Source organism: Demequina sp. B12, from assembly GCF_028823635.1.
Taxonomy (GTDB): Bacteria; Actinomycetota; Actinomycetes; order Actinomycetales; family Demequinaceae; genus Demequina.
Window position 1 is genome coordinate 267,948 of sequence record NZ_JAPEHU010000003.1, and the last position, 25,372, is coordinate 293,319.

Here is a 25,372-nt window from a genome sequence, read left to right on the forward strand (position 1 = left end):
ATGTGCTCCTGATTATTGGGATTGGTCCTCGCCGTATGCGGGCATACCGCAGTCGGGCAACCCCACGAGTCTAGTGCGGTATGGCGCTGTGGCCCAATCGCGTTCGCTGTGGGCCGATGCGCCAGCGTCGTTGACCGCTCAACGAGATACCGGTGGCGCCTCACCGTGCTGACGGGACGAGGGCTCCGTACGACGCATCGCGGAGGTGGTGTGCTTGAGTGCGAAACCTAGGCGCTCGTAGAGACGCACCGCACCAGTCAGCGATTCAGAGTCCACGTCGAGTTCGATCAGCCCATATGCACCGCTCTGGGCGGCGACGGCGATGGTCCTGGCCAGCACTGCGCTACCCAGGCCCCGCCCACGTGAATCGGGAACGGTGCCAACGATGTTCACATACAGTTCGTTGTCAACCCACTGCCCGCACAGCGCATAGGCCAGCACTGCGCCGTCGGCGTCGACCGCGATGGTGGAGACATCCATGCGTGCACTGTTGCCCGTCCACATTTCGTGCCATGACTGGGCGCTCGGCGGAAGGCTCCCCCAGTGGTCCACAAAGGCTGCGCAGTGCGCAGCATGCGCGGCGGCCTCGTCTCCGTCGTGAGGAGAGCGGAGGGTAACGCCGGGTGGCAACTCAGCCGAGGCATCGGCGTCACTGGGCGTGAGTGGCCGGGTGAGCGCGTTGAAGTAGCGGGCAATCTCGTAGCCACGATGCTCCAGCATGCGTTGTGCCGATGAGCCATCCCGGCCACCGCTAGCCCGCAGGTAGTGAGATGCACCCGGATGGCGTTCGGACACTGCCTCCGTGGCGCGTGCCTCGAGGCGTTCCATGAGATGGCGCCCAATGCCGCGGCCTCGGTGGTCGGCGTGAACGCCGCCGTCGAGATTGCACCGGACAAGACCTTCGGCGTCGCGTGTTTCCGAAATCCAGAGTTGACCGAAGCCCACGAGTGAGTCGCCGTCCCACACCGCGAAAGTGTCGCGTTCTGGTTCGACGTCGTGAGACTCGAGTTCCTCGCGCAAGTCTTCCGGGGAGTAGAACTCATCAGTCCTGTCGACCACAGCGAGGTGGTGGGTGAGCGCCGCCCACGGCTCGATGTCGTCGACTCGGAGGGAGGTCCAGCGAAGGTTGTCGGTCACGCGCCGATCATAGGCACGCACACCTTCATCGCGCTGTCACCGTGCGCCTACCTATGAGGGAAGGGAGCCCTCGCCTGCGGATGAGCCACTCGGCGACGAGCACGTTGGGAACCCAGCACAAGAACGGCACCCACAGGTAGGCGGAGGCAAAGGCGGCGTCTTCGCTCTGCGCGCCTGCCGCCGTGTAGGCCACGATCAGAACGATGAGCCACAGGCGGAGTGTGACCGCAGCGAAGGTAAGCGCATAGTTGCGGATCATCCAGGCCTGGTGCTGGGCCAGGTGTCGTTGACGGGCCGCACGCACCGCGAGCACCACTGAGCCGAGCCACAGCAATCCGAGTAGCCCGAATCCCGCAACGCCGATGCCGCCGGCAGAGTTGGACGGGGCGATGACCAGTCCGGACAGGGCGCCAAGCGTGACGCTGACGGCGTAGATACGTCCGGAGATGCGGTGAGCGGTGGTGAAGCGATGGCGGAGGCGTTTCCAGAACTGGACGGGGCCCAGCAGCAGGGCAGCCGATGCGCTCACGATGTGCGTGTAGAGCGCGGCTTGGAGCAGATCGGAGCCTTCTGCGTAGGTGAGCACGACAGAGTTGCTCTCCCCCAGCGACTGGAGCGACTGGCTTGCGTAGGTGCCCAGGCTCACCGCCGCGATAGCGAGCGCGAGCAGCGCAACCACAGCCCAACCTACGCGCGACCGTGCTGGTCGCCGCGCACGTTCGAGGGGCGTGGAGGCGGGGACCGGCGTGAGTGTTGACATGAGGCGTCTCCTCGTTTTGCGTCTTTGGCGAGCAGTGTGAATGCTATTAACTTAAGTGCCAATGTTAATATCGTCAACATGGGCGATCGCTCCACTTACCACCACGGCTCACTGCGCACCGCGCTGCTCAAAGATGGACATGACCTGCTCGCGGAAACGGGCCCCGAGCGGTTCTCGCTCAACGCGCTGGCACGCAAGGTCGGCGTCTCCCCCGCCGCCCCCTACCGGCACTTCCCCGACCGTGACCACCTGCTCGACGCGATCGCCGACGAGGGCTACGAGATCTTTGGTGCCGCCCTCGCTGACGCCGTAAGCAACGCGACTGATCCTGGCGACGCGGTGAGGGGCATCGTCCGGGCCTACCTCAACTTCGCTGCGGCGCACGCCACCTATTTCTCCGTGATGTTCCGCGACAGAGAAGACCGCCCCAACCTTGTAGGCCCGCCCTCATTCACCACCTTCGCCAACGCCATCGCGGCAGCTCAACACAGCGGGCACCTGGACTCCCACGCTGACACCGCCGGGCTCGCACGCGCCATCTGGGCAGGCGTCCACGGCGCCGCAGTCCTCACCAGCACCGGTGGGTTCGCGAAAGTGGGCCTGGGAGTCCCGCAGGAACAGCTCGTCGAAGAGATCGTGAGCCCCTACCTGCGCACTCCTTGAGCGAGCAACCCGAGGAGACCCCACTTGCCGCTGCCGCGCGCCAGCAGTCATCCGGTGCCACATTCGAGCAAAAAGTGACACTCGGTGACTGCTACGACACTGCGACACCTTGCGAAAAGGCCCCGTGCGAAAACGACGAAGGGCCCGTCCAGACGGACAGGCCCTTGCGTGATGGTCGGGGTGACAGGATTTGAACCTGCGACCCTCTGTTCCCAAAACAGATGCGCTACCAAGCTGCGCTACACCCCGATGCCCAATCGCTTGGGCCTCGTAACTCTAGTATGCCTGCGGGGGTGTTGACGACCGCAATCCCACTTTGCCGCTGTTTCCCTGCATAAACTCGATCCCATCCACGCTCTTGTCCCCCGGTTAAGGAGAGCTCATGTGGGTCGCGTCGTATGTTTTTGCGGTGGCCGCTGCCGCACTGCATGTGTACATCTTCTGGCTGGAGTCGTGGGCGTGGGAGCGTCCGTCGACGCGCGCGGTCTTTGGCATCACGTCTGAAGCGGAAGCACGCACCACCCGGCCGTTGGCGTTCAATCAGGGGTTTTACAACTTGTTCTTAGCCATCACGGCGGCGGCAGGCGTGGGATTGATGCTTGCCGGCCATACAGCCGTGGGGGCCACGCTGGTGTTTGCTGGTGCGGGGTCGATGCTCGCTGCTGCAGTGGTGCTCGCCTCGACGGGGAGGCGCTACGCGAAGGCTGCCACCGTTCAAGGAACCCTGCCGGGACTAGCGGTGGTGACGCTCGTGATGGCGTTGCTCTAGGCGCGGCGTTTTTATCTTGGCCAAGGCTCGGCTACTCTACTAGTGGAGCCGATGCGGCAGGCAGCAGGCCTGACAACCCGGCAATGCGGGTGTAGCTCAATGGTAGAGCCTCAGTCTTCCAAACTGATTACGCGGGTTCGATTCCCGTCACCCGCTCCATCCAGCGGCTCGAGTCTTGCGACTCGGGCCGCTTTTTCTTTCCGTACCGTGACTAGAGGAATGCACCGAGGATGGCGCCAGCGGCCGCAAGAGCGACGGTGTCGTGGGCGCCGTCAATGAGGGTCGCCAGGGGTGACCGTAGGGCGAAACCATCGTGGACCCAGTGCGCTCCCCACCTGAACACGACTCCGAGGATGGCGCCGGTGAGGAGTCCAGCCCACCAGGAGTCCACGCCCAGTGGCACAAAGAGGACGGCGAGCGCGATCACGCCCAGTGCGTTGCCCAGGATCATTTGCCCGAACGACGCGGCCATGTTCGCGTCTTTCATGTCTTCGTCTGTGAACCCGACGGCACGCTGCCAGGGCTTGAAGAACAGCCCGGGCGAGTACCACAGCCACCCCAAAACAAAGGTGGCGATGAATGCGAGCAGGACTCCCAGCCACGAGATGTCGGAAAAACTGAGCCAGTCCATGACTCCTCCTTGAGTCTGTGCGGGGCTTGCCGTGCGGCTAAGCCTCGCTCTGTGATTCGGCGGCGTGCGCGATGTCGTCAAGGTCTGCGATGAGCGCCTTGCGGGATGCGCTCATGCCGCCAGCCCCAAAGACGCCCCAGCCCAACTTCTGGAAGAACGTCTGTTCGCGTGGCTCTCCCGCGAAGACGACAGTAAGGACGGTGGCATCTCCGTCGAGTTCGCAACGGAACTCGGTGGTGTAGTAAATGCCGTGAGATAGCGATCCGACCGTGGTGGAGGTGGGGGCGTCCACACCCGCCACTTCCATCTCTTCCGTGGCTTCTGCTCCGAACATCTTGCGGGTTTCGCGCCACCGCACCCCGACGGCATATCCCTCGCCTGCGAGCCGCTCAACCTTGCGGATCGCTCGGATGTTGTCCGCGGCGTTGTCCAGGTCAGTCAGCACTGACCACACGGCGTCTGGGGTTGCGGCGACGGTGCGGCTTGCCTCGACAGTTCTGACCTTCATCGCCGGGGCTCCCTTCTTGACCACAGTTCAACCTGCTATCAACGCTAGTCGCTGCGCGCAGCGGGCGCGCGTCGAGGTGGTGCTGGTGTGTGGCGCGGCTACGGTGCGGGGGCCTCGTCATCGACGTGGTCGACGTCGTCGCCGCACTCTTCGTAGAGGTATCGCTGGAGTACGGCGTAGGACTGCAGGAACTCCGCTTCAGCATCGGCCCGCATGGCGCGCTTTTTCACGGTGAGGACCGCGTACTCCAGCCAGTTCAGCGGCCGGGTGGTGACCACGACTGTTTCTGCGAAGCTCACCACGGTGTCGCCGTCGACGCCGAACTCAATGTGCGATCGGCTCACGCCGTCGGGGAATGGGGTCTGGGTGGCGTAGCCGTGCGGCCGGTCCACGCTGACCATCTCTTGCTCTGCCACTACCGGGGTCCCGTCGATTTGCCGGGCGGACACCACCATGCGACTGCCAGGCGCGCCCCACTCGCCGCTGACCACATCGATGCGGTCAATCCTGGGGTGGTACTTCACCTGTGCCTCGCGGTCGTCGACGAAGGCCCAGACGTCGGCCACCTTTGCTTGAAGAGGCAGCGAGCACGCGATTTTCATTTTCAGGCGAGGCATGATTTCTCCATTTTCCAGGGCCGATGCTGCACTCACCATAGCGAATCGGCACCCGAATGTTGCCCGTCCCCGGCATCGGCGCTAGCCTGACCGTATCTGCACTCGGAGGGATGGCACGATGAGCAACGCACCGCGCACCGACGCGACGTTCGCTCCTGCCTCCACGATGTGTACCTGCGCCCCCTGCCTGTGCTGCTGCATGTGTGCAGAGGGCTGCTGTCTGTAGAGCGCTGGCACCAGCCCGGGACTGCAAGCCCCGGAGAAGCAGCGCCGCCAGCGCTCGCCCCCAGGAATCACCACGGTTCCGTTCGCGTTACCCCCTCCAGATGCGTCCGTAGAGGCGCTCCACATCGAAGGAAGAGAATCCATGGCAAAGATCTATGAGGACGCTACGGCCCTCATCGGTAACACTCCCCTGGTCAAGATCAACACCCTCAGCGAAGGTGCTGGCGCGACCGTGCTGGGCAAGCTCGAGTTCTACAACCCTGCTAACTCCGTGAAGGACCGCCTTGGTGTCGCGATTGTTGACGCCGCAGAGAAGGACGGTTCCCTCAAGCCCGGCGGCACGATCGTCGAGGCTACCTCCGGTAACACCGGCATCGCCCTCGCCATGGTGGGTGCGGCCCGCGGCTACAACGTCGTCCTCGCAATGCCGGAGACGATGTCCAAGGAGCGTCGCGCTCTGCTGCGTGCCTTTGGTGCAGAGCTGGTGCTGACCCCCGGGCCTGAGGGCATGAAGGGCGCTGTGGAAGCAGCAAACAAGATTGCGGAAGAGCGTCCCGGCTCGATCCTCGCTCGTCAGTTCGCCAACGAGGCCAACCCGGAGATTCACCGCCGCACCACTGCCGAGGAGATCTGGGCAGACACCGATGGTGAAGTTGACATCGTTGTCGCGGGCATCGGCACCGGCGGCACCATCACGGGCGTCGGCGAAGTCCTGAAGGCTAAGAAGCCTTCAGTGCAGATCGTGGCCGTCGAGCCCAAGGAATCCGCCATCCTCAACGGTGGAGAAGCCGGTCCGCACAAGATCCAGGGCATCGGCGCCAACTTTGTTCCTGAGGTGCTCAACACGGAGATCTACGACGAAGTCTTCGACGTCGACTCCGAGACCGCTGTTGCGACCGCACGTGCTGCCGCACGCAAGGAAGGCCTCCTGGTGGGAATCTCCTCCGGTGCTGCCCTGCACGCCGCGATCGAGATCGCCAAGCGCCCTGAGAACGCCGGCAAGACCATCGTCACCATCATCCCGTCCTTCGGTGAGCGCTACCTGTCGTCGGTGCTCTACGCGGACTTGATGGACTAATCCACTCAAGGAGACACGTCCCCGCATGTCAAACCGCATCGGCCCCCTGAGGCTGGCCCTCGAGGACATCCGCACCGCTCACCGCCGCGACCCCGCGGCGCGCTCGACGCTGGTCATTGCGCTGTCCTACCAGGGCGTCCACGCCGTGTGGCACCACCGTGTCGCGCACTGGCTGTGGAACCACGGCTTCAAGACTTACGGCCGGTTGTGGTCGCAGTACGCCCGCCGTCGCACCGGGATTGAGATTCATCCCGGTGCGACGCTTGGGCGCCGTGTCTTCATTGACCACGGCATGGGCGTGGTGGTGGGAGAAACTGCAGTCGTCGGAAACGACGTGCTGCTCTTCCACGGCGTCACTCTTGGTGGCACCACCATGAGCCCCGGCAAACGCCACCCCACGATCGGCGACCGGGTGGTCGTCGGTGCTGGTGCGAAGGTTCTTGGGCCTGTGCACATTGGCTGCGATGCCCGCATCGGTTCAAACGCTGTGGTGGTGCGCGATGTGCCGGACGGCGCAACCGCCGTGGGCATTCCCGCGAAGATCCGCAACAACCCGTCGGACCGGGAAGCCGGCACGGCCGCGTCTGCCGTGGATGCGGGCGACTCTCACCGTCACCCGGATCCGGATGCGCCCCCGCGCGAGGTCGAGCAGCGCGAACCCGCGATGTACTACATCTAACGCGCAGCGCACGGCCTCGTCGGACCAGAGCGGTGCCTCAAGCGCAATGCTCGGATCCAATAAAAACGCCTGATATTCACACAAAAGCGGACGCTTCCGGCCGTATCTGGCTTAGCTCTCCCAAAAACTGGAATGTTTCGCTACAGTGACGAACAGAGCTTCCCCAAGGCTCTACCAGTTGGAGCGTCCCTCAGCCGCGCCAACCGCTCAGGGCCCCGCCAGATGGCGGGGCCCTGAGTCGTTAACTGGCCAACGGCGAGGTTGCCGCGACCTTCGCGTCTCGCTATGACGCGAAGGCGCGCAACATCCAAGCAGTCTCCTCGTGGAAGGCAAGTCGAGCGTTGTAGAGGTCGGCTGTTGCACCGTCGCCCGCCTCGTCAGCGGCCTCGGACAACGGTCGCAACGCCGCAGCGACTGCCTCGTGATCGCGCTGCAGGTTCTTCACCATCTCCATGGCGTCGGCCGCAGGCTCGTGGTCCTTCAACGAGGTCAACTCCAGCATCTCCGCCATCGATCCCGGCGCCACCTCGCCCAGCGCTCGCATACGTTCGGCGAGTTCGTCCGTGGCAGCAAACAAAGCGTTGTACTGCTCCTCCAGCATCAGATGCAGAGAGCGGAAGTGCGGTCCAGTGACATTCCAGTGGTAGCCGTGCGTCTTCAGATACAGCGTGAAGGTGTCGGCAAGCGCCTGCGCGAGGCCAGCATTGATCTCCTTCAAGTTGGCCTCGTCAATCCCAATTGCAGGAGTCGTCGTGTCAGCCATGAAACTGTTCCTTCCGTTCGTCTACGTGGGACAACACATATAACGACTCGGTTACAGACAGCATTCCCGCGCGGTGTTCGCTATGCGGGAATGCCAGCGACTCGTATACCGTTTTGTGCATTATGGACATGAACGCAAGCAACGCCATTCCGCCCATTGAGCCGGTTGCATTCGACGGCGAAGCCTGCCCCGCACCGACCGGCGGCCAGCTTCCCGACGACACGGCGTTGGCGACTGCGCTTGGACAGGCCCGAACTGTGGCCGTAGTGGGGGCTTCCCCCAACGACCAACGCACCTCATACGCGATTGCCGTGTGGCTGATGGAGAACACCCCCTACCAGGTGTTCTTGGTCAACCCGATGGCGGTCGGCGATGAGATTCGTGGCCACGCGTTCTATGCATCATTGGCCGATCTCCCCGTTGTCCCCGACATCGTCGATGTCTTCCGTAGGAGTGAACACGTCCCCGAGGTCGCGGACGAAGCCGTTGCGGTGGGGTCGCGAATGCTGTGGATGCAGCTAGGCGTTGTCAACGAGGAAGCCGCCTCACAGGCGCGATCAGCGGGAATGTCCGTTGTGCAAAACCACTGCATCAAGGTCGAGTACGCGCGGCTTCGCACCGAGATTGAGGAACACGCTGCGGCATAGCCCCGTTCCTCGTGCGATCTGAGGTCAACTGATACGTGTCCGTGATCTTCGCAATCTAGACATATACGTCGGATTTTGGCACAGTCACGAGCATGAGCACTCCCAGCGGTTACCGCCGCATTTCTGTCGATTCCTCTCGATCCCGAGAGATCCTCCACGTCGACTCTTTTGCCTTCGCCTTCACCGTCCCCGCCAAGGACGAAGACTTCCTGGACCGGATGATGCCCTGGGATCGGGCCCGCGCCATCGAAGTCGCTGACGAATCACGGGGCACCCCAGGAACACTCGCCGCCGTACACGCCAGCTTTGCGTTTGGCATGCGCATCCCAGGAGGGGCCGTTGTCCCCACCTCGGGCCTCACCTGGGTGGGGGTACACCCCGGGCACCGTCGCCGCGGATTGCTGCGCGACATGATCGACGACCACTTTGAGCGCTCACTCGCCAGAGGCGAGGCGATCTCCGTTCTCATCGCGGCAGAGACAGAGATTTACCAGCGATTTGGGTACGGCCTGGCCGTCACTGACTGCCACCTGGAACTCGGGCGCGGAGTGGGCCTCCGAGACATCGCTGGCTCAAGCGAGCTCCATGTCGAGGTCGATACCGCCTCCGCCGACAAACACGGCACCATCATCCGGGAGGTGCAGGCGCAGGCACAGCGCCCCGGCATGTTCGCGACGCTCGCGCCCCAGACCATCGCGGACACCTTCATGGACCTGGAGATCGACCGTGACGGCGCTGAGGAGCTGCGCATCGTCATCGTGCGCGAGGGCGCACGTCCGGTCGCATGGGCACTGTTCCAGCGCAAGCTGGACTGGACACCGTCCGGCCCCGCGGGCAAAGTCCGTGTCCGAACGTGGGGAGCACTAGACGCGAAGGCGACGCACCGGCTGGTCTCCGTACTGTGCGACTTCGACCTCATGAGCACCACCTCGATGGGGTCGTTCGCGTCAGACGATCCATTCCTGACGCTCCTCAAAGACATCCGCGGCGCCAAGGTCGCAGTCAAAGACAAGTTGTGGCTGCGCATCCTCGACGTGAAGGCCGCGCTGGAGGCACGCACCTATAGCGCCGATGCCGATCTTGCCTTGGCAATCACCGACGACCAGCTGGAAGCCAACGCACGCACCTGGCGTGCCACCATCACCAACGGCGCCGCCATCGTGAGCGCAACCACGGACGCACCGGACCTCACCATCGCCGCCCAAGAGCTCGGCGCCGCCTACCTGGGCGGCACAAGCATCATCCAGTTGCATGGCGCTGGCCTGGTCACCGAACACACTCAAGGAGCAGCCACCGCACTGTCGAACGCCATGGCGGGACAGGGACAACCCGCGTCCAACCTCTACTTCTAAACGGAGCCGCCACGCGCCCAGCCCACCTCCGGAACGGGCCGATGCCACGCTCACCTGGAGCACAGCATCGGCCCTATTCCCCGGTGGGGAAAACTCCACAAGATTTCTTTACCAGTGCAATACCTGGCAGGCTGGAGCCATGAAGAAGGCACAGGGTTACCAGTCCATCTCCATCCCCGACCACCGTCTTGATGAGTTCTTTCAAGTGGTGCAGTGGGCGTTCGTAGGCGAATGGCTCAAGGAAGACCGGCAGGACTACGTCGACGCGCTTCCCACGGAACGGGCCCGCGCACTCGAAGTGAACGACGACCTGCGCGGAGAAGTCGGTGAACTCGCCGCCGTCCACGCATCCTTCGGCACCGAAATGATCACCCCCGGCGGCCGCCGCGTCCCCACCGCCGGCCTGTCGTGGCTAGGTGTTCACCCCGCACACCGCCGACGTGGCCTCATGACTGCGATGATGCGCGACCACTTCCAGCGATGCATTGATCGCGGCGAGGCAGTGTCCGCGCTGTACGCGATGGAAGCGGAAATCTACAGCCGCTTCGGCTACGGCATGGCGTCCCAGACGGTGAAAGCCTCCATCCCCCGCGGCTCCACCATGTGGCCAGTCGACGGCGTGGATGACCTCACCATCCGCTTGGAACGCGCCGACTTCGACAAGCACGACCAGCTCGTTGCCGACCTTCAAGCCAAGCTGACGCGGCCCGCCACGATCATCAACCCGGTCGGCTCGGGCCGCAACGCCCGGTTCACCGACCCCGTAGGCAACCGTCACGGATACGAGCGCTGGCGCATCGCGATTGTGGAAGACCGTGGCGAGCCCGTGGCGTATGCCTTCTTCCGCCGCAAGGCCGACTCTGAGATCGGCATCCACGATGGCGTGTGCCAGGTTCGTGAACACGGCGCACTCACTCCGGCCGCATCGCAGAAGCTCTGGCAGACGCTGCTGGACTTCGACCTCGTGGGCACCACACACACCGAGAACCTCGCTCTGGACGACCCTCTGCTCCACCAGCTCAAGGACGCACGCGGTGCACGTTCCAAGGTGATCGACAACCTGTGGGTCCGCCTCCTTGACGTCAAGACGGCGCTGGAGTCACGCGAGTACTTCCACGACTGCGACGTCACGGTCTCACTCACGGACAAGCACGTCCCCGCCAACGCCGGTGTGTGGCGCATCGTCGTATCGGGACCCGACGCGACCGTCACCAAGGTCAGCGACGATCCCACCGCGGCGGCCGACTTGTCGATGGACGCCCGCCACCTGTCCACCATCTACCTCGGTGGAACGTCCGTGGAGTCGCTGGCCGCGGCTGGCCTCATTGCGGAACACACCGCGGGCCAGGCACGTGAACTTGCGGTGGCGATGCTCTCCCCCGTGGCGCCGCTGACCAACTGGGACTTCTAACCCCAGCTTCTGCCTGCCCCGCCAAGTGGCTCCATTTCGTTGTTTTAGCTAGCTATGACAACGAAATGGAGCCACTTGAGCGGGAGCGCACGGCCGGGCGAATGGGCGGCCGAGCCTGAGCGCTTGAGCGGGCTGTTAGCCGCGTTTGACCTCGTAGGCCGTCATCTCGTCGATGCGACGCTGGTGACGCTCATCCTCACTGAACGGCTCATTGATGAACGCCTCAGCAATTGCGGTCGCTTCCTCAAGCGAATGCATGCGGCCACCAATCGACCCCACCTGAGCATCGTTGTGCTGCCGCGCAAGGCGTGCCGTCTCCTCTGACCAGATCAGCGCCGCACGGATACCCGTCACCCGGTTTGCGGCGAGCTGCTCACCGTTGCCGGAGCCGCCAATAACGATGCCAAGCGCGTCAGCATCGTCCCTCACGCCTTCGGCAGCGGAAATGCAAAAGGACGGATAGTCGTCAAGGGCGTCATACTCGTGAGCGCCGTGATCGACAACGTCGTAACCACCGTCGGCGAAGTGTGCCTTGAGGTGTTCCTTCAGCTCGTAACCTGCGTGGTCCGCAGCGATGTGGATGCGCATGAGGTTCATCTTGCCAGCACAAAGCCCCCGAACGCGACCACAAGGCCACTGCCCTCGCCCCGCACCACCTTCCTCGCCGTGAGCGAAACACACCCGACGCGTCGGGCTCCCCCACATAGGGTGAGGTCATGGCACTTCACAGTGGAATCGACCAGTCAGAGTTCTCCCCCACCGTTCGCGCGGGAGACGACTTCTTCCGGTACGTCTCCGGGCCATGGGAAGAAACCCATGTGATCCCCGACGACCGCGCCGCCGATGGCAGCTTCTACACCTTGCGCGACGAGGCAGAGAAGCACACTCGCGACATCATCGAAGCCGCGGACAGCACTTCCCTGATCGGCGCGCTGTACGCCAGTTTCATGGACGTGGACCGCGTCAACGCCCTTGGCGCTGCCCCGCTTGACGCAGACCTCGCCGAGCTCGCGAGCGCCACCGACCACGACAGCCTTGCCGGTGCCGTGGGCCGTCTCCAGCGCGCGGGCGTGTCAGGTCTGGTGGGCTACTACGTGTTCGCAGACAAGAACGCACCCGACCGCAACGTCGTCTACCTCAGCCAGTCCGGCATCGGACTGCCCGACGAGGCGTACTACCGGGAAGACTCCTACGCAGAGGTGCGCGACAAGTACGTCGGCCACATCGACCGTATGGCGGGCTTGACCGGTGGCGACTTCACCGGAGCTGAGATCCTCGCACTCGAAACCGCCATCGCGAAGCACCACTGGGATGTGGTGAAGTCGCGTGAGGCTGAGCTCACCCACAACCCCACGACGCTCACACAGCTGTCATCCGACGCCCCCGGTTTCGCATGGTCCACGTGGGCCGATGCCATTGAACTGCCGGAAGCCGCGCACGAACTCCTCATCGTGGCCGAACCTAGCTACTTCGAGGCTGTGGCCGCGCTGTGGAGCGAAACCTCGATCGAGCAGTGGAAGCGCTACTTCCAGTGGCGCATCGCGTCCTCACGCGCCGCCTACCTGACCGAAGAGATCTCGAAGGCGAACTTCGACTTCTACGGCACTGTGTTGTCCGGTGCGACCGAACAGCGCGAACGGTGGAAGCGCGGAGTCGGTTTCGTCGAGGCGGTCGCCGGTGAGCTTGTGGGCCAGGAGTACGTCAAGGAACACTTCCCCCCGGACCACAAGGCACACATGGACCGTCTGGTCGCCAACCTCATTGAGGCCTACCGCCAGTCCATCACCGGCCTGGACTGGATGACCCCAGCCACGCAGCAGCGTGCGCTCGACAAGCTTGCAAACTTCACCCCCAAGATCGGCTACCCCGAGAAGTGGCGCGACTACACCGGCCTCGAAGCCAGCGCTACCGACCTCGTGGGCAACGTCCGTGCGTCCTCGGTGTTTGATGAAGACTGGGAGTGGTCCAAGATCGGCAAGCCCGTGGATCACACCGAATGGCTCATGACACCCCAGACGGTCAACGCCTACTACCTGCCGACCGCGAACGAGATTGTGTTCCCGGCCGCCATCCTGCAGCCCCCGTTCTTCCACCCCGAGTCGGATGACGCCATCAACTACGGCGGCATCGGCTCCGTCATCGGCCACGAGATCGGTCACGGCTTCGACGACCAGGGCTCCAAGTACAACGGATCCGGTGCGCTCGAAAACTGGTGGACGGACGCGGACCGCGAAGCGTTCATGGAACGCGCCAACCGCCTCATCGAGCAGTACAACGGCTACTCGCCCAAGCAGCTCGACGGTTCTCACTACGTCAACGGCGCCCTCACCGTGGGCGAAAACATCGGCGACTTGGCCGGAGTGGAGATCTCTCTCAAGGCCTACGAGATTGCGCTTGGACACCCCATCGATGAAGCACCAGAGATCGATGGGCTGACCGCCAAGCAGCGGTTCTTCATCGGCTACGCACTCACCGAACGCATGATGGTCCGCTCCGAAGCACTGATTACTCGCATCGCAATGGACCCGCACTCCCCCAGCGAGTTCCGGGTCAACGGCATTGTCCGCAACGTGGACGCCTGGTACGACGCCTTTGGTGTGACCGAGGATCACGAGCTGTACCTGCCCAAGGCCGAACGCGTAGCGATCTGGTAGTACCGCCATGACCGCACACCCCGACGTCGATCCCTACGCAGAACTGGATCCACCGGACGAACGCACCATGCGCGAACGCATGCTCGCAGGAGACCTCTACCGCGGCGACGCGGAGATCTTGCAAGGCATCGATCGTGCGCAGGAACTGATGGAGACTCACGAGAAACTCGCCCGCACTGACCCTGAAGGAGCAACCGCCGCACTGCGGGAACTCTTGGGGCACATGGGTGAAGGTGTCTGGATCCGCCCGCCTTTCAAGGTGGATTACGGTTCCAACATCTTCATTGGCGACCGGTCGTGGGCGAACTACGGCCTGATCGCGCTGGACCCGGCCCGGATCACCATTGGTTCCGATGTTCTCATTGGCCCCAACGTGCAACTGCTCACTCCCACGCATCCCATTGACGCGGACCTGCGCCGCGCCAAGTGGGAGGCGGCGGAACCGATCACGATTGGCGACAACGTGTGGATTGGCGGCGGCGCGATCGTGTGCCCCGGCGTCACCGTTGGTGACAACGCCGTGATTGGGGCTGGCGCTGTGGTCGTGAAAGACATCCCCGCGAACGCAGTCGCGGTGGGCAACCCTGCGCGGGTGGTGCGTGTCGTCGAGCCAGGCGAGGCACGGCCAGACCCCGCGCGGGTTTAGAGTAGGAGACAAGCCCCGTTGTGGGGCGGTCACCGACCTCAAGGAGGCGCCTATGGCTGAGAAGACGAACATCGACCTGATCGACGTGAAGGCTGAAGAAGCTGCCACCAGTGAAGGCGGCGGATGCTGCGGTACGTGTAACTGCGGCGGCGGCCAGTAGGTCGACCCCATACTTCTAGACAGGAAGGCGGGATCGGAGCGAACAGCTCCGGTCCCGCCTTCTTCTGTGTTCTCTCTACGCCTGTTCTGCCGCCAGGCGCGCATACAGGCCGTCGGCAGCTACCAGCAACTCGTGCGTCCCTGACTCCACGATCCGTCCATGGTCAACCACGTGGATGACGTCCGCTGACGCGATAGTGGAGAGCCGATGCGCGACTACCAACGTGGTGCGGCCCTCAGCCGCGCGGTCCAGGGCAGCCTGCACCACGCGCTCTGAGACTGTGTCGAGCGCACTTGTGGCCTCATCCAAGAGCAGTACGGGCGGATCCTTCAAGAGCACCCGCGCAATCGCGATGCGCTGCTTCTCACCACCCGAAAGTCGATAGCCACGCTCCCCCACCACGGTGTCGTAGCCGTCTTCGAAACTGAGGATCTGGTCGTGAATGTTGGCGGCCCTGCACGCCGCCTCCAGTTCCTCGTCGGTCGCGTCTGGCTTCGCATAGCGAAGGTTCTGAGCGATGGTGGCGTGGAAGAGGTACGTCTCTTGAGAGACGACCCCGACGTTGTCCACGATGGACGCGTGAGTCAAGCGACGCACGTCCTCACCGGCGAACGACACCTCGCCTTCGGAAGCCTCATACAGCCGTGCCGCCAGGTACACGATGGTGGTCTTGCCCGCTCCTGACGGCCCTACGAACGCTGCAGTCTGGCCTGGCTCGATTCCGAAGGTGACGCCGTCCAGGGTGGGACGCGCATCGGCCCCTGTTCCTGGATAGCGGAACACCACATCGGTGAATCCCACGCTCCCCAGCGGTCCTGGCGCCTGTGCCACATCGCGGGCGTCAGCGGCATCGGTGATCGCGGGTTCCAGGTCCAGGTACTCGAAGATGCGGGCAAAGAGGGCACGGGAGGTTTGAACCTCGAGGGCGACGCGCATCAATGCCATGAGCGGGAAGAGCAGCCGTCCCTGGATGGCCGTGAACGCGACGATGGTTCCGGCGGTGATGGTGGGGTCAAACCCTTGATCAAGCGAACGCGCAATCAGGAAACCGGACGCCAGATAGATGACAGCCGGAACGGAGCTCATGATGACGTTCACGAGCCCAAAGAACCACTGCCCTGACATTGCTAGCCGGACCTGCAGTCCGATCTGGTTGTCGTTCTCGGTTGCGTACCGTTCTGACTCCAGGGCCTGCCGATTGTGAACTTTGGACAGCAGAATGCCGCTGACTGACAATGTTTCTTGAGTAATCGCAGTCATCTCTGACAGCGACTCTTGGGTACGTGAAGCGAGCCGCGCCCGCACCTGACCCACCCGTCGCTGCACCAACACCAAGACGGGCATCATCACGATGGCAACAAGGGTGAGACGCCAGTCCAGCACGATCATCGCGACCAGGGACGCGATCACCGTCACCGAGTTGCCCACGATGGACGACACAAACGTGGTGAGCACGCCTGACACGCCCCCGACGTCGTTACCCAGACGCGACTGGATGTCGCCGGTGCGGGTCCGCGTGAAGAATGCAAGGTCCATCGCTTGGAGTTTGTCGAACAGTCGCGTCCGCAGGTCCCCAGTGACCTTGTTTCCTACGGTCGCAGTGACATAGGTCTGCCACACCTGCAACGCCGCGGTGGCGAGGAAGATCAGGATCACCAATCCCACGAGCTCCGCCAAGAGTGTGAGGTTCGGGCCTTCCCCGCCTGCGGGGAACAGTGCGTTGTCGAAGATGCGCTCGATGAGAAGCGGCGGGATCACACCGGCCGATGCGGTGATGAGCACCAGCACAGCCGTCAGGATCAGGGATGAACGATAGGGACGGAAGAGCGCAGAGACGCGGTGCCATAGGTGTGGGATCTGGGGCGCTGCCGCGTTGCGTTCCCGCTGTGCGGCCTCGTCACGGCCAGAGATTCCCCGTCCTGGCATGCCACCCATGGCGGCCCGTCGCGATCCGGGAGGGGCTGGCGTGTGCATAGCGCAAGCCTAGGCTGAGGGGATGACGTCTCTTGCCAGCCCGCGCATCGTCCCCCTTGTGTTGCCACCTTTGACCCGGGCGGACGACTATGACCTGGATGAAGGACCGGTGTGGGAGGACCTTGACTTCACTGGGCTGGATTGCAGTGGCAGGGATTTGACCGATGCGGTCTTCACCGGCTGTGATCTCACGGCTGTCACCTGGGAGGACACGGCGTTGCGGGGGGTGACCATCACGGATTGTCGTGCTGAGCGCCTGTCGGTGACGACGCTGCGCGCCGCTTCGAGCCATTGGCGCCGCAGTGTGCTGTCGGGGACTCGCATTGGCGCGGCGGAACTTCATGGTGGCGAGTGGGATCAGTGCGTGGTGTCGGGCTGCAAGGTGGGATATCTGAACCTGCGTGCGGCGTCGCTCACGGACGTAGTGTTCGAGGGATGCGTGTTTGACGATCTTGATGTGATGGAGGCATCTCTGACGCGGGTGGAGTTTCGTGATTGCCGTGCCGGGATGGTGACGGCGCGGGGCGCGACCTTTGCCGATACGAGCCTGGTGGGCTTGGATTTTGCCGGCATTGACGATCCGTCTGCGTTGGCGGGGGCGCTGGTATCCCATGAGCAGGTGTTCGAACTGGCTCCCGTGTTTGCGGCGCGTGCGGGGCTGATCGTCGAGGACTAGTGGTGCTGTCACAATGAACGCTATGTCTGCTGCGCCTCACTTGTGTTACTTCGAGCCCCGCATTCCGGAGAACACCGGTGCGGCGATTCGTTTGTCTGCGGTCACGGGCGCGCATCTGCATTTGGTGGAGCCGCTGGGGTTCGATTTGTCAGAGCCCAAGCTCAAGCGTGCGGGGCTGGACTATCACGACCTCGCCTCCGTCACGGTTCATTCCGACTTCGAGGCGTTCTTGGCGTCGATGCCGGACTCGAGGGTCTTTGCGTACACCGCACATGCGGACAAGATCTATTCGGACGTCCAGTACCGCCCGAGTGACGTGTTGCTCTTTGGGTCGGAGCCGACGGGCCTGCCTGAGGAGATCATGGCGCATCCTCGCGTCACGGATCGGGTTCGCATTCCGATGATTCCGGGCCGGCGTTCGCTCAACCTCACCAACGCGGCATCGCTCGTGGTCTACGACGCGTGGCGCCAGGCCGACTTCGCCTAGCGTTCGCGAGCATCGTCCCCAAGCCTGTTCTAAGGCCCCGTCTCCTCACAGTCTGAGAGCAGGGGGCGAAGGTGTTTCTTCCAGGTACTTAACGTCTTAACTATGGAGAAAAAACACAGCGCCCCGCTGGACCGCAAAACCGCGCTACTTGCCGGTGCTCGTGCAGTGGCGAAAGCATCGCGCCGCACCCAGAGTGCAATCGAACCGGATAGCCGGCACCACCTCACTCCCACTCAGGCGTTCTACCTCCAACACATTGCGAGAATGCCCCACGGCATCACCATCAGTGATCTTGCGGAACACGCGAAAGTCACGCTCGCGGCCGCATCGCAGATGGTGACCCGCCTGGAAAACGAGGGGTACGCGAAACGCCGTCCCTCCATCAGCGACGGCCGCGTCGTGATGGTCGCCGCGAGCGCGTACGGGCGTTGGGTGCTCTCCCTCATGATTCGTCAGCTGCGCCGCACAGAGGCGAGGTGGCGTGCGCACCTGACGCCACGCACCGCCATCACAGCGATCGCACACATGACCGCAATCGAGCACGCTCAAAACACCAGAACCAGAGCCGATGCCGCACGCGCGTTCCAGCGTTGGTGGCAGCGATGGTGGGCGTAAGTCCGACTCGCCCCGAGGCTAGGCCACCGGGTGGCGCGCGTCGTAGTCGAGGAACCGCTCGCCGTTGCGGGAGCGCCGCACCCGCACCAACACCGCGACGATCCCCATGATTGCGAATCCTCCCAGCAAAGGCGGGCACCACAGGCCCACCACGGTGGCAAGGATGCCGCCATACAGATCGCCGATGCGGGGTCCACCCGTCACCACCACGATGAACACGCCCTGGAGCCGGCCCCGCATGTCGTCGGGTGCGGCCTGAATGATCATGGTCTGACGGAAGATCGCACTGACCTCATCAGAGCCGCCCAACCCCATCATCGAGATGCCCAGCAACACCAGCGCCGGCCAGTACACGCCGGCCCAGCCCTCAGTAGGGTCGTGCTCCACTATCGATGCAGCGAGGATCACCACACCAAACATCACCGTAAACGCGCCGTACACCGTGATGGCCCGCGCGATCGCGACACCATGACGATGCACCCGCCCCACTGGGCCAGAGAACAACGACACCACGAGAGTTCCCACCGCTCCCGCAGCAGTGAGGGCTCCGACCGTCAACGCTCCACCGCCCACGAGCGTGGCGCCTAGCGCCGGGAACAGCACTAGGGGTCGCCCAAAGGTCATTGCGACGATGTCGACCAGGAAACTCATCCGAATGTTGGGGCTGCGTCCCAGGAACTCCATGCCCTCGCGCAGCACCTTCCACCCGGCCTGCACCTGGTGTCCAAGCCTTGGCAACGCTGGAAGCATCCAGATCCCCAAGAACCCCGCAGAAAACAGCACTGCATCGATCGCGAAGGTCCACGGCAGACCCACCGTGGCGACCAAGACACCCGCGAGCGCCGGTCCCACGGTGAGCGCAGCCCCGATCGCGATGCCGTTGAGCGCGGTGGCGCGGGAGATCAGATGCTGCGGCAGGATGCGGGCCACCACTGACCCTCGGGTCGCACCTGAGATGGTCGCGGCAACGGCGTTGAGCGTGGTCACGATGTAGAACGGCCAGACGGGCGCATGCGCACCGTCACGTTGCAAGACTGCGTCCCATGCGGAGAGGGCGACCAGCGCGAACACTGCGGCCCAGGCCACCAGCGAGGACGAGATGAGCACACGGCGACGGTCGAAGACGTCAGCGAGCATGCCGCCCCACAGGCCAGCGATGATCATGGGTAGCAGCGCAATCCCGCCTACGAGCCCAACCGCGAGGCTGGATTCGGTGATCTCGTAGATCTGTAGCCCCACGGCTACCACTGTCATCTGGGCACCTACGCCCGAGATCGCACCGCCGATCCACAGCCGCGCAAAGGTGCGAGACTCCTTCAGTGGAGCCAGGTCCACGAGGGTGCGGCGGCGTGCCGGTTCAGCGTCCGGAGCGAGTGGGGCCGATGCCGGGGGCGGTTCGGGCGGGTGGGTCACCGCAGGATTGTACGCAGGGAGTCGCGACGGTTTCGCTGACAGCGGGACGTTTGCGGGCATCGTCCCTATGCAGTGCGTGACACAATCTCGCTATGCCAGGTACCAACCTCACCCGCGCGGAGGCTGAAGCCCGCGCCGCCATCGTCTCCACAGAGGCGTACGTTGTCGAACTCGACCTCACCACCTCTGAGGAGACCTTCAAGACGACATCGACTGTGCGTTTTGCTGCCACTGAAGGCGAGCAGACGTTCATCGACTTGATCGCTCCGCAGGTGCACCGCATCGTCCTCAACGGTGTGGACCTTGATCCTGCCACCCACTTTGCTGACTCGCGGATCACCCTGCCCAACCTCGCCGCACACAACGAGCTTGTGGTGGAGGCGACCGGTGCTTACATGAACACCGGTGAAGGCCTTCACCGCTTTGTGGACCCCGAAGACGGAGAGGTCTACCTCTACAGCCAGTTCGAGGTGGCAGACACCCGCCGCATGTTCGCTGTGTTCGAGCAGCCTGACCTCAAGGCCACCTTCACCTTCAATGTGACGGCGCCAGAGCACTGGCATGTGCTGAGCAACAACCCCGGCGCCTCCACGCCGGTGGACGGCACCATCGAGATTGCAGGCAAGGAACGCGGCAAGTTGCGTTGGGAGTTCACGCCCACCACCGTGCTCCCCTGCTACGTGACTGCCCTGGTGGCAGGCCCGTATCACGAGGTTGAAGGCACCGTCGAGTCGCGCAAGGGAACCCTGCGGGCGAACGTGTACTGCCGCGCCGCGCTGGCTCCTTACCTGGATGCCGACGTCATCCTTGACGACACCCAGAACGGCTTCACCTTCTACGAAGAGAAGTTCCAGATGGACTACCCCTTCGAGAAGTATGACCAGATCTTCGTTCCCGAGTTCAACGCAGGCGCCATGGAGAACGCTGGCTGCGTCACCTTCCTTGAGGACTACGTGTTCCGTTCCAAGGCCACGCAGGCTCAGGTCGAACGCCGCACCGTCACCGTGCTGCACGAACTCGCTCACATGTGGTTTGGCGACTTGGTCACCATGAAGTGGTGGAACGACCTGTGGCTCAACGAGTCCTTCGCGGAATACGCCTCCACCGTTGCCACCGTGGAAACCACCAAGTGGAAGAACAACTGGGTCACCTTCAACTCGTTGGAGAAGACCTGGGCTGCGCGCCAGGACCAACTTCCCAGCACCCACCCGATCATGGCGGACATCAAGGACCTCGAAGATGTCGAAGTCAACTTTGATGGCATCACCTACGCCAAGGGCGCGTCTGTGCTGCGCCAGCTCGCCGCGTGGGTGGGCGAGGACCAGTTCTTCGCGGGGGTCGCTGAGTACTTCCGCAAGCACCACCACTCGAACACCACGCTGAAGGATCTGCTGGTCGAGCTGGAAGCGACCTCGGGCCGCGACCTGAAGGAATGGTCGGAGGTCTGGCTACAGAAGGCAGGCATCACCACCCTGCGCCCGCAGATTGAGACGGACTCCAACGACAACATCGTCTACTTTGCTGTCCGCCAGGAAGTTCCTGAAGAGTGGCCCACGCAGCGCCCGCACCGCCTGGGCATTGGCGGCTACGACGTGGTGATCGGCGACGACGGCAACGCCAAGCTGGAGCGCACCCTCCACGTCGAGACCGACATTCGTGGCGAACTGACCGAGATCCCTGACCTGGTGGGCAAGCACCGCCCGGCTCTGCTGCTCATCAACGACGGTGACCTCGCCTACGCCAAGGTCCGTTTGGACGAGCAGTCGCTCGCGACCGCAGTTCAGCACGTCGCAGGTTTCACCGACCCGCTGGCACGCTCCATGGTGCTCACCGCAGCATGGGACATGACCCGTGACGGTGAGATGCCGGCCCGCCAGTATGTGGACCTGATCTTGGGCTCCATTGCCACGGAGACTGAGTCCACCACGGTGATGGTGCTGCTGCGCCAACTCGCCACCACGCTGGGCCTGTACGTCCACCCGGACTATGCCGACGACACCGCAGAGCAGGCTGCCGACACACTGTGGGGCCTTGCTTTGGCTGCGGCTCCGGAATCGGACACGCAGCTCCAGCTCGTGAAGGCCTTCGCCGCGCACGCCTCGACTGATGCGCAGCTCGACACGCTCCAGGGCCTCATTGATGGTCGCCTCACGCTCGATGGCCTCGAGATCGACGCGGACCTGACCTGGGACCTCCTCACTGGTCTGGTCGCTGGTGGTCGTTGCGGAGATGTGGCGATCGAGATCCAGTTGACCAAGGACGCCACCGCATCGGGCCACCGCCGCGCCGCCAAGGCTCGCGCCGCGATCGCCACGCCAGAAGGCAAGCGTGCGGCCTGGGATGCACTGGTCAACGCGGAGAAGGACATGCCCAACGCGTTGCAGTTCTCCGCGACTGCGGGCTTCAGCCTGGTGAACGACACCGACCTGCTGCTGCCGTTCGTCGACGAGTACTTCGAGTCGGCTCGCCGCATCTACGAAACCAAGACCAATGAGATGGCCACCACGCTGATCGAAGGCTTGTACCCCGTGGAGCTGGCCGGACGCCTCCCTGAGCTGCAGGACAAGGCTGACGCCTGGTTGGCAGCGAACGCCGATGCTCACGACGCACTCAAGCGTCTGATTGTCGAGGGACGTGACGGCGTGCGTCGTGCCTTGCAGAACCAGGCTGTCGACGCCCAGGCCGGCGCCTAAGTCTCAGCATCAGCCGGAGCCGGCCCGACCGCTTCTGGCATTACCCAGTGGGGTGGCAGCGAGTTTTCGCTGCCACCCCACTGGCGTTTGCGGCCATGGGACTTGGGGACCGCGTGAGGCTTCCCGCGCGTGAAAGACTGCTCTCATGCCCATCTTGACTCGTGACGAGGCTGCCGCGCGATCCGCGGCCGTGCCCACCGCCGCTTACTCCATTCACCTCGACTTCTCTGCTCCAGGGGACTCGTTCCGCTCCACCAGCACCGTGACCTTCGACGCTGCCGCCGGTACGGACACCTTCATCGACTTGGTGGGAACCGCCACCCGCGTGACCGTCAATGGTGAGGAGCGTGACGCATCGGCGCTCCAGACGGAAGACCGCATCTCATTAACGGGACTTGCGGGTGCCACCACGGTCGTCGTCGAAGCCGAATGCACGTACCGCACCACGGGACAGGGCATCCACCGCTTCATTGACCCGGAAACCCAGGAGACCTTCCTGTACAGCCAGTTCGCCATCGACGATGCTCGGGGCGCCTTCGCTTGCTTTGACCAGCCGGATATCAAGGGCACCTTAGCGATCTCGGTCACGGCACCCGATCACTGGCAGGTCGCGTCCAACTCGATCCAGCCCGCTCCTGAGCGTGTGGACGGCACGGTCACGGTCGCTGGTGTGGAGCGCGGCCTGCAGCGCTGGGACTTCTCCCCTACCCCGCTGCTGCCCACCTATGTCGCGGCCGTTGCGGCGGGGCCGTGGGCGTTCGAAGAAACCACCCTGACGTCCAAGGGCGGCGACGTTCCTGCACGTCTGTATGGCCGACCCCAGTTGGCAGACCACTTCGATGCCGAAGAGATCTTCGCTGCTGTGCAGGCGGGCATCGAGCTGTACGAACGCATCTTTGACACCGTGTACCCCTACGAGTGCTACGACCAACTGTTCGCACCGCAGTACAACCTGGGCGCCATGGAAAACGTGGGTCTGGTCACGATCAGCGAAGACAAACTGCTGTTCCGGACCCGCCCGTCGCAGTCCATCCAGGAGTCACGCCTGGTCACCGTGCTGCATGAGCTCGCACACATGTGGTTCGGCAACTTGGTCACCATGCAGTGGTGGGACGACCTGTGGCTCAACGAGTCGTTCGCGGAGTTCGTGGGCACCCACGCTGGTGAGCGCGCACAAGAGTTGGACGGGGCGTGGACCGCGTTCGGCGCCGAACGCAAGTCCGTGGCCTACGTGCAGGACCAGTTGCCCACCACACACCCGGTGTTGTCCGACATCCCCGACATCGAGGCAGTGGCCGGCCAGTTCGACATGATCACCTATGCCAAGGGCGCTTCCGCACTGCGGCAGCTGGCGCTGTGGCTGGGCGAGGACACGTTCTTTGCCGGCGTGGCCCGCTACTTGAAGGCTCACGCCTTTGGCAATGCCACACTCGCGGACCTCTTCACCGAGCTTGAGGCGGTGTCCGGACGTGACCTGACGGCGTGGTCGAAGGCCTGGCTCGAGACGGCGGGGCTCACGGCTCTCGGTGCGGATGTGACCGTCGCGGATGGTGCTGTCACCTCACTCACCGTGACCGAGGCTCTGCCGGAGCCCACGGCGGGAGCGGCTCCCTCGATTCATCACCCGCACCAGTTGCGTGTGGGTGCCTACGTGGTGCACGACGGCGCGGTGGTTCCGGCGTGGTCTGTGGATGTTGCCACCGATGGTGCCTCGACCCCAGTGGCAGCGGCCGTGGGCAAGCCCGCTCCCGACTTGCTGCTCGTCAATGACGGTGACCTGACGTATGCCAAGTTGCGCCTCGACGCAGTCTCAGCTCGCACCGCCGTCGAGTACGCGCATGCGCTTCCACCCCAGGCTCAGGTTGTCACGCTGGGCGCGTTGTGGCACATGTGCCGCGACGGTCTGCTGCCCGCCGCGGACTACGTCAGCGCCGTACAGCGTGCAGTCACGTCGATCAACAATCCGCAGGTACGTGGCAGCCACCTCGCGAACGCTGTGACCGCGATCCAGCGGTATGCCCCCGTGGCGCAGGCACAGGAACTTGCAGTGACGTGGGCCGATGCTCTGGTCACCCTGATTGGCCGTGCCGAGCCTGGGTCCGATGCGCAGCTTCAACTCGTACGGGCCTTCGCGGGCGCCGCGGTGACGCCGGGTCATGCTGCGCAGGCACGGGCGTGGCTCGGCGGCGACGCGATCCCTGGCCTTCCCCTGGACAGCGACCTGGTGTGGGACCTGCTGGGCGCGGTGGCGCGCGTCGGTGAACTGACAGACGCCGAGGTGGACGCCCAGCTTGCTGCCGACCCGGGATCCGCGGGTGAGCGTCGCGCCGCTGGCGTGCGGGCGTTGATCGGCACGCCTGAGGCTAAGCAACGTGCCTGGAACCGTTTGGCACGCCCCCAGGGACCGCTACCGGCGAATGCGCTGGCGTTCGAGATTGGGTTGGGCTTGTCCAACTGTGCTGATCCTGCGCTGCTGGGAACCGTTGTTGACGATCTGCTGGCGACGTTGCGTCCCACCTATCAGGTGATGGACCCCATGATGGGGGTGCGGGTCGCCAAGTATGTGATGCCGGTGACGCTTGCCGGCCGTGTGGAGAACCTGGATGGACGCCTTGAGCAGTGGCTGGCGTCCAACGCCGATGCGCCGGGTGTCCTGCGCAAGGTCGTGATCGAGGCCCTTGATGAGGTGCGGCGCGCACTTGCCGCACAGGCCGCGCGTCACGGTTCAAGCGCCGACTAGAGGCGAGACCAGTGAGGGGCGGGGCCCAGACAGATCTGTCTGGGCCCCGCCCCTCACTGTGTTGGTGGTTCGGT

At 63.9% G+C, this 25,372-nt stretch carries 23 protein-coding genes and 2 tRNA genes; 15 read left to right on the forward strand and 10 right to left on the reverse strand.

The window, feature by feature from the left end; genetic code table 11:
* Positions 1-138: 138 nt before the first annotated feature.
* Positions 139-1,137: a GNAT family N-acetyltransferase gene (locus ON058_RS08735; RefSeq protein ID WP_274668664.1), complete on the reverse strand. Its 999-nt coding sequence runs from the start codon at positions 1,135-1,137 to the stop codon at positions 139-141.
* 25 nt (positions 1,138-1,162) lie between these two features.
* Positions 1,163-1,897, reverse strand: coding sequence for a DUF2306 domain-containing protein (locus tag ON058_RS08740; RefSeq protein WP_274668665.1), 735 nt, complete (start codon positions 1,895-1,897; stop codon positions 1,163-1,165).
* Positions 1,898-1,975: 78 nt separating this feature from the next.
* Here ON058_RS08740 and ON058_RS08745 point away from each other — a divergent pair, with 78 nt between their 5' ends.
* Positions 1,976-2,560, forward strand: a complete 585-nt coding sequence (locus ON058_RS08745; protein WP_274668666.1) for a TetR/AcrR family transcriptional regulator — start codon at positions 1,976-1,978, stop codon at positions 2,558-2,560.
* 172 nt (positions 2,561-2,732) lie between these two features.
* Here ON058_RS08745 and ON058_RS08750 read toward each other — a convergent pair.
* Positions 2,733-2,809 (reverse strand) — tRNA-Pro (locus ON058_RS08750).
* A 133-nt stretch (positions 2,810-2,942) separates the two neighbouring features.
* Here ON058_RS08750 and ON058_RS08755 point away from each other — a divergent pair.
* Together ON058_RS08755 and ON058_RS08760 are read left to right on the forward strand one after the other, a co-directional pair.
* Positions 2,943-3,329 (forward strand): DUF1304 domain-containing protein, encoded by a 387-nt coding sequence (locus ON058_RS08755; RefSeq protein WP_274668667.1) that lies wholly within the window; start codon positions 2,943-2,945, stop codon positions 3,327-3,329.
* Between the two features lie 85 nt (positions 3,330-3,414).
* Positions 3,415-3,488, forward strand: a tRNA-Gly gene (locus ON058_RS08760).
* A 52-nt stretch (positions 3,489-3,540) separates the two neighbouring features.
* On the opposite strand, the gene ON058_RS08765 is transcribed toward ON058_RS08760, so the two are convergent.
* From ON058_RS08765 to ON058_RS08775, 3 genes are all read right to left on the reverse strand, one after another.
* The gene (locus ON058_RS08765) at positions 3,541-3,960 is read right to left on the reverse strand and encodes a DUF1761 domain-containing protein (protein WP_274668668.1); all 420 of its coding nucleotides are present in this window, start codon (positions 3,958-3,960) and stop codon (positions 3,541-3,543) included.
* A gap of 37 nt (positions 3,961-3,997) precedes the next feature.
* The gene (locus ON058_RS08770) at positions 3,998-4,468 is read right to left on the reverse strand and encodes an SRPBCC family protein (RefSeq protein ID WP_274668669.1); all 471 of its coding nucleotides are present in this window, start codon (positions 4,466-4,468) and stop codon (positions 3,998-4,000) included.
* A 98-nt stretch (positions 4,469-4,566) separates the two neighbouring features.
* Entirely contained in the window at positions 4,567-5,085 is a 519-nt protein-coding gene (locus ON058_RS08775) for an SRPBCC family protein (protein ID WP_274668670.1), read from the reverse strand.
* 367 nt (positions 5,086-5,452) lie between these two features.
* Between ON058_RS08775 and cysK the strand changes: the two genes are divergently transcribed.
* Positions 5,453-6,388 carry a cysteine synthase A gene (gene cysK, locus ON058_RS08780; RefSeq protein WP_274668671.1) on the forward strand — a complete coding sequence of 312 codons (936 nt, stop codon included), beginning with the start codon at positions 5,453-5,455 and terminating at the stop codon, positions 6,386-6,388.
* A gap of 25 nt (positions 6,389-6,413) precedes the next feature.
* Positions 6,414-7,067 (forward strand): serine O-acetyltransferase, encoded by a 654-nt coding sequence (cysE, locus tag ON058_RS08785; RefSeq protein WP_274668672.1) that lies wholly within the window; start codon positions 6,414-6,416, stop codon positions 7,065-7,067.
* A gap of 283 nt (positions 7,068-7,350) precedes the next feature.
* On the opposite strand, the gene ON058_RS08790 is transcribed toward cysE, so the two are convergent.
* Positions 7,351-7,830 (reverse strand): Dps family protein, encoded by a 480-nt coding sequence (locus ON058_RS08790; protein ID WP_274668673.1) that lies wholly within the window; start codon positions 7,828-7,830, stop codon positions 7,351-7,353.
* Positions 7,831-7,958: 128 nt separating this feature from the next.
* Between ON058_RS08790 and ON058_RS08795 the strand changes: the two genes are divergently transcribed.
* The 3 genes from ON058_RS08795 (at position 7,959) to eis (ON058_RS08805) (ending at position 11,240) form a co-directional block, all read left to right on the forward strand.
* Complete coding sequence (locus ON058_RS08795) at positions 7,959-8,477, forward strand: CoA-binding protein (RefSeq protein WP_274668674.1); 519 nt, start codon at positions 7,959-7,961, stop codon at positions 8,475-8,477.
* Between the two features lie 92 nt (positions 8,478-8,569).
* Positions 8,570-9,829 carry an enhanced intracellular survival protein Eis gene (gene eis / locus ON058_RS08800; RefSeq protein ID WP_274668675.1) on the forward strand — a complete coding sequence of 420 codons (1,260 nt, stop codon included), beginning with the start codon at positions 8,570-8,572 and terminating at the stop codon, positions 9,827-9,829.
* Between the two features lie 139 nt (positions 9,830-9,968).
* Positions 9,969-11,240: an enhanced intracellular survival protein Eis gene (gene eis, locus ON058_RS08805; RefSeq protein WP_274668676.1), complete on the forward strand. Its 1,272-nt coding sequence runs from the start codon at positions 9,969-9,971 to the stop codon at positions 11,238-11,240.
* 135 nt (positions 11,241-11,375) lie between these two features.
* Here eis (ON058_RS08805) and ON058_RS08810 read toward each other — a convergent pair whose 3' ends face one another.
* Positions 11,376-11,828: a ribose-5-phosphate isomerase gene (locus ON058_RS08810; protein WP_274668677.1), complete on the reverse strand. Its 453-nt coding sequence runs from the start codon at positions 11,826-11,828 to the stop codon at positions 11,376-11,378.
* A gap of 128 nt (positions 11,829-11,956) precedes the next feature.
* Here ON058_RS08810 and ON058_RS08815 point away from each other — a divergent pair, with 128 nt between their 5' ends.
* Both ON058_RS08815 and ON058_RS08820 read left to right on the forward strand, forming a co-directional pair.
* The gene (locus tag ON058_RS08815; protein WP_274668678.1) at positions 11,957-13,894 is read left to right on the forward strand and encodes a M13 family metallopeptidase; all 1,938 of its coding nucleotides are present in this window, start codon (positions 11,957-11,959) and stop codon (positions 13,892-13,894) included.
* A gap of 7 nt (positions 13,895-13,901) precedes the next feature.
* Positions 13,902-14,540 (forward strand): sugar O-acetyltransferase, encoded by a 639-nt coding sequence (locus ON058_RS08820; protein WP_274668679.1) that lies wholly within the window; start codon positions 13,902-13,904, stop codon positions 14,538-14,540.
* A gap of 235 nt (positions 14,541-14,775) precedes the next feature.
* Here the strand turns inward: ON058_RS08820 and ON058_RS08825 are convergent, their stop codons facing one another.
* Positions 14,776-16,635 (reverse strand): ABC transporter ATP-binding protein, encoded by a 1,860-nt coding sequence (locus ON058_RS08825; RefSeq protein WP_274668793.1) that lies wholly within the window; start codon positions 16,633-16,635, stop codon positions 14,776-14,778.
* Positions 16,636-16,696: 61 nt separating this feature from the next.
* Here ON058_RS08825 and ON058_RS08830 point away from each other — a divergent pair, with 61 nt between their 5' ends.
* The 3 genes from ON058_RS08830 to ON058_RS08840 all read left to right on the forward strand — a co-directional run bounded on the left by ON058_RS08830 (position 16,697) and on the right by ON058_RS08840 (position 18,452).
* A complete protein-coding gene (locus tag ON058_RS08830; RefSeq protein ID WP_274668680.1) occupies positions 16,697-17,350 on the forward strand; it encodes a pentapeptide repeat-containing protein in 654 nt (217 codons plus the stop codon).
* Positions 17,351-17,372: 22 nt separating this feature from the next.
* Positions 17,373-17,837 carry a tRNA (cytidine(34)-2'-O)-methyltransferase gene (locus ON058_RS08835; protein ID WP_274668681.1) on the forward strand — a complete coding sequence of 155 codons (465 nt, stop codon included), beginning with the start codon at positions 17,373-17,375 and terminating at the stop codon, positions 17,835-17,837.
* Between the two features lie 102 nt (positions 17,838-17,939).
* Entirely contained in the window at positions 17,940-18,452 is a 513-nt protein-coding gene (locus ON058_RS08840; protein ID WP_274668682.1) for a MarR family winged helix-turn-helix transcriptional regulator, read from the forward strand.
* Positions 18,453-18,470: 18 nt separating this feature from the next.
* Here the strand turns inward: ON058_RS08840 and ON058_RS08845 are convergent, their stop codons facing one another.
* Positions 18,471-19,865, reverse strand: coding sequence for an MFS transporter (locus ON058_RS08845; RefSeq protein WP_274668683.1), 1,395 nt, complete (start codon positions 19,863-19,865; stop codon positions 18,471-18,473).
* Positions 19,866-19,957: 92 nt separating this feature from the next.
* Here ON058_RS08845 and pepN (ON058_RS08850) point away from each other — a divergent pair, with 92 nt between their 5' ends.
* The gene (gene pepN / locus ON058_RS08850) at positions 19,958-22,558 is read left to right on the forward strand and encodes an aminopeptidase N (RefSeq protein ID WP_274668684.1); all 2,601 of its coding nucleotides are present in this window, start codon (positions 19,958-19,960) and stop codon (positions 22,556-22,558) included.
* 145 nt (positions 22,559-22,703) lie between these two features.
* Entirely contained in the window at positions 22,704-25,298 is a 2,595-nt protein-coding gene (gene pepN / locus ON058_RS08855) for an aminopeptidase N (protein ID WP_274668685.1), read from the forward strand.
* The last annotated feature ends 74 nt before the right edge of the window (positions 25,299-25,372 follow it).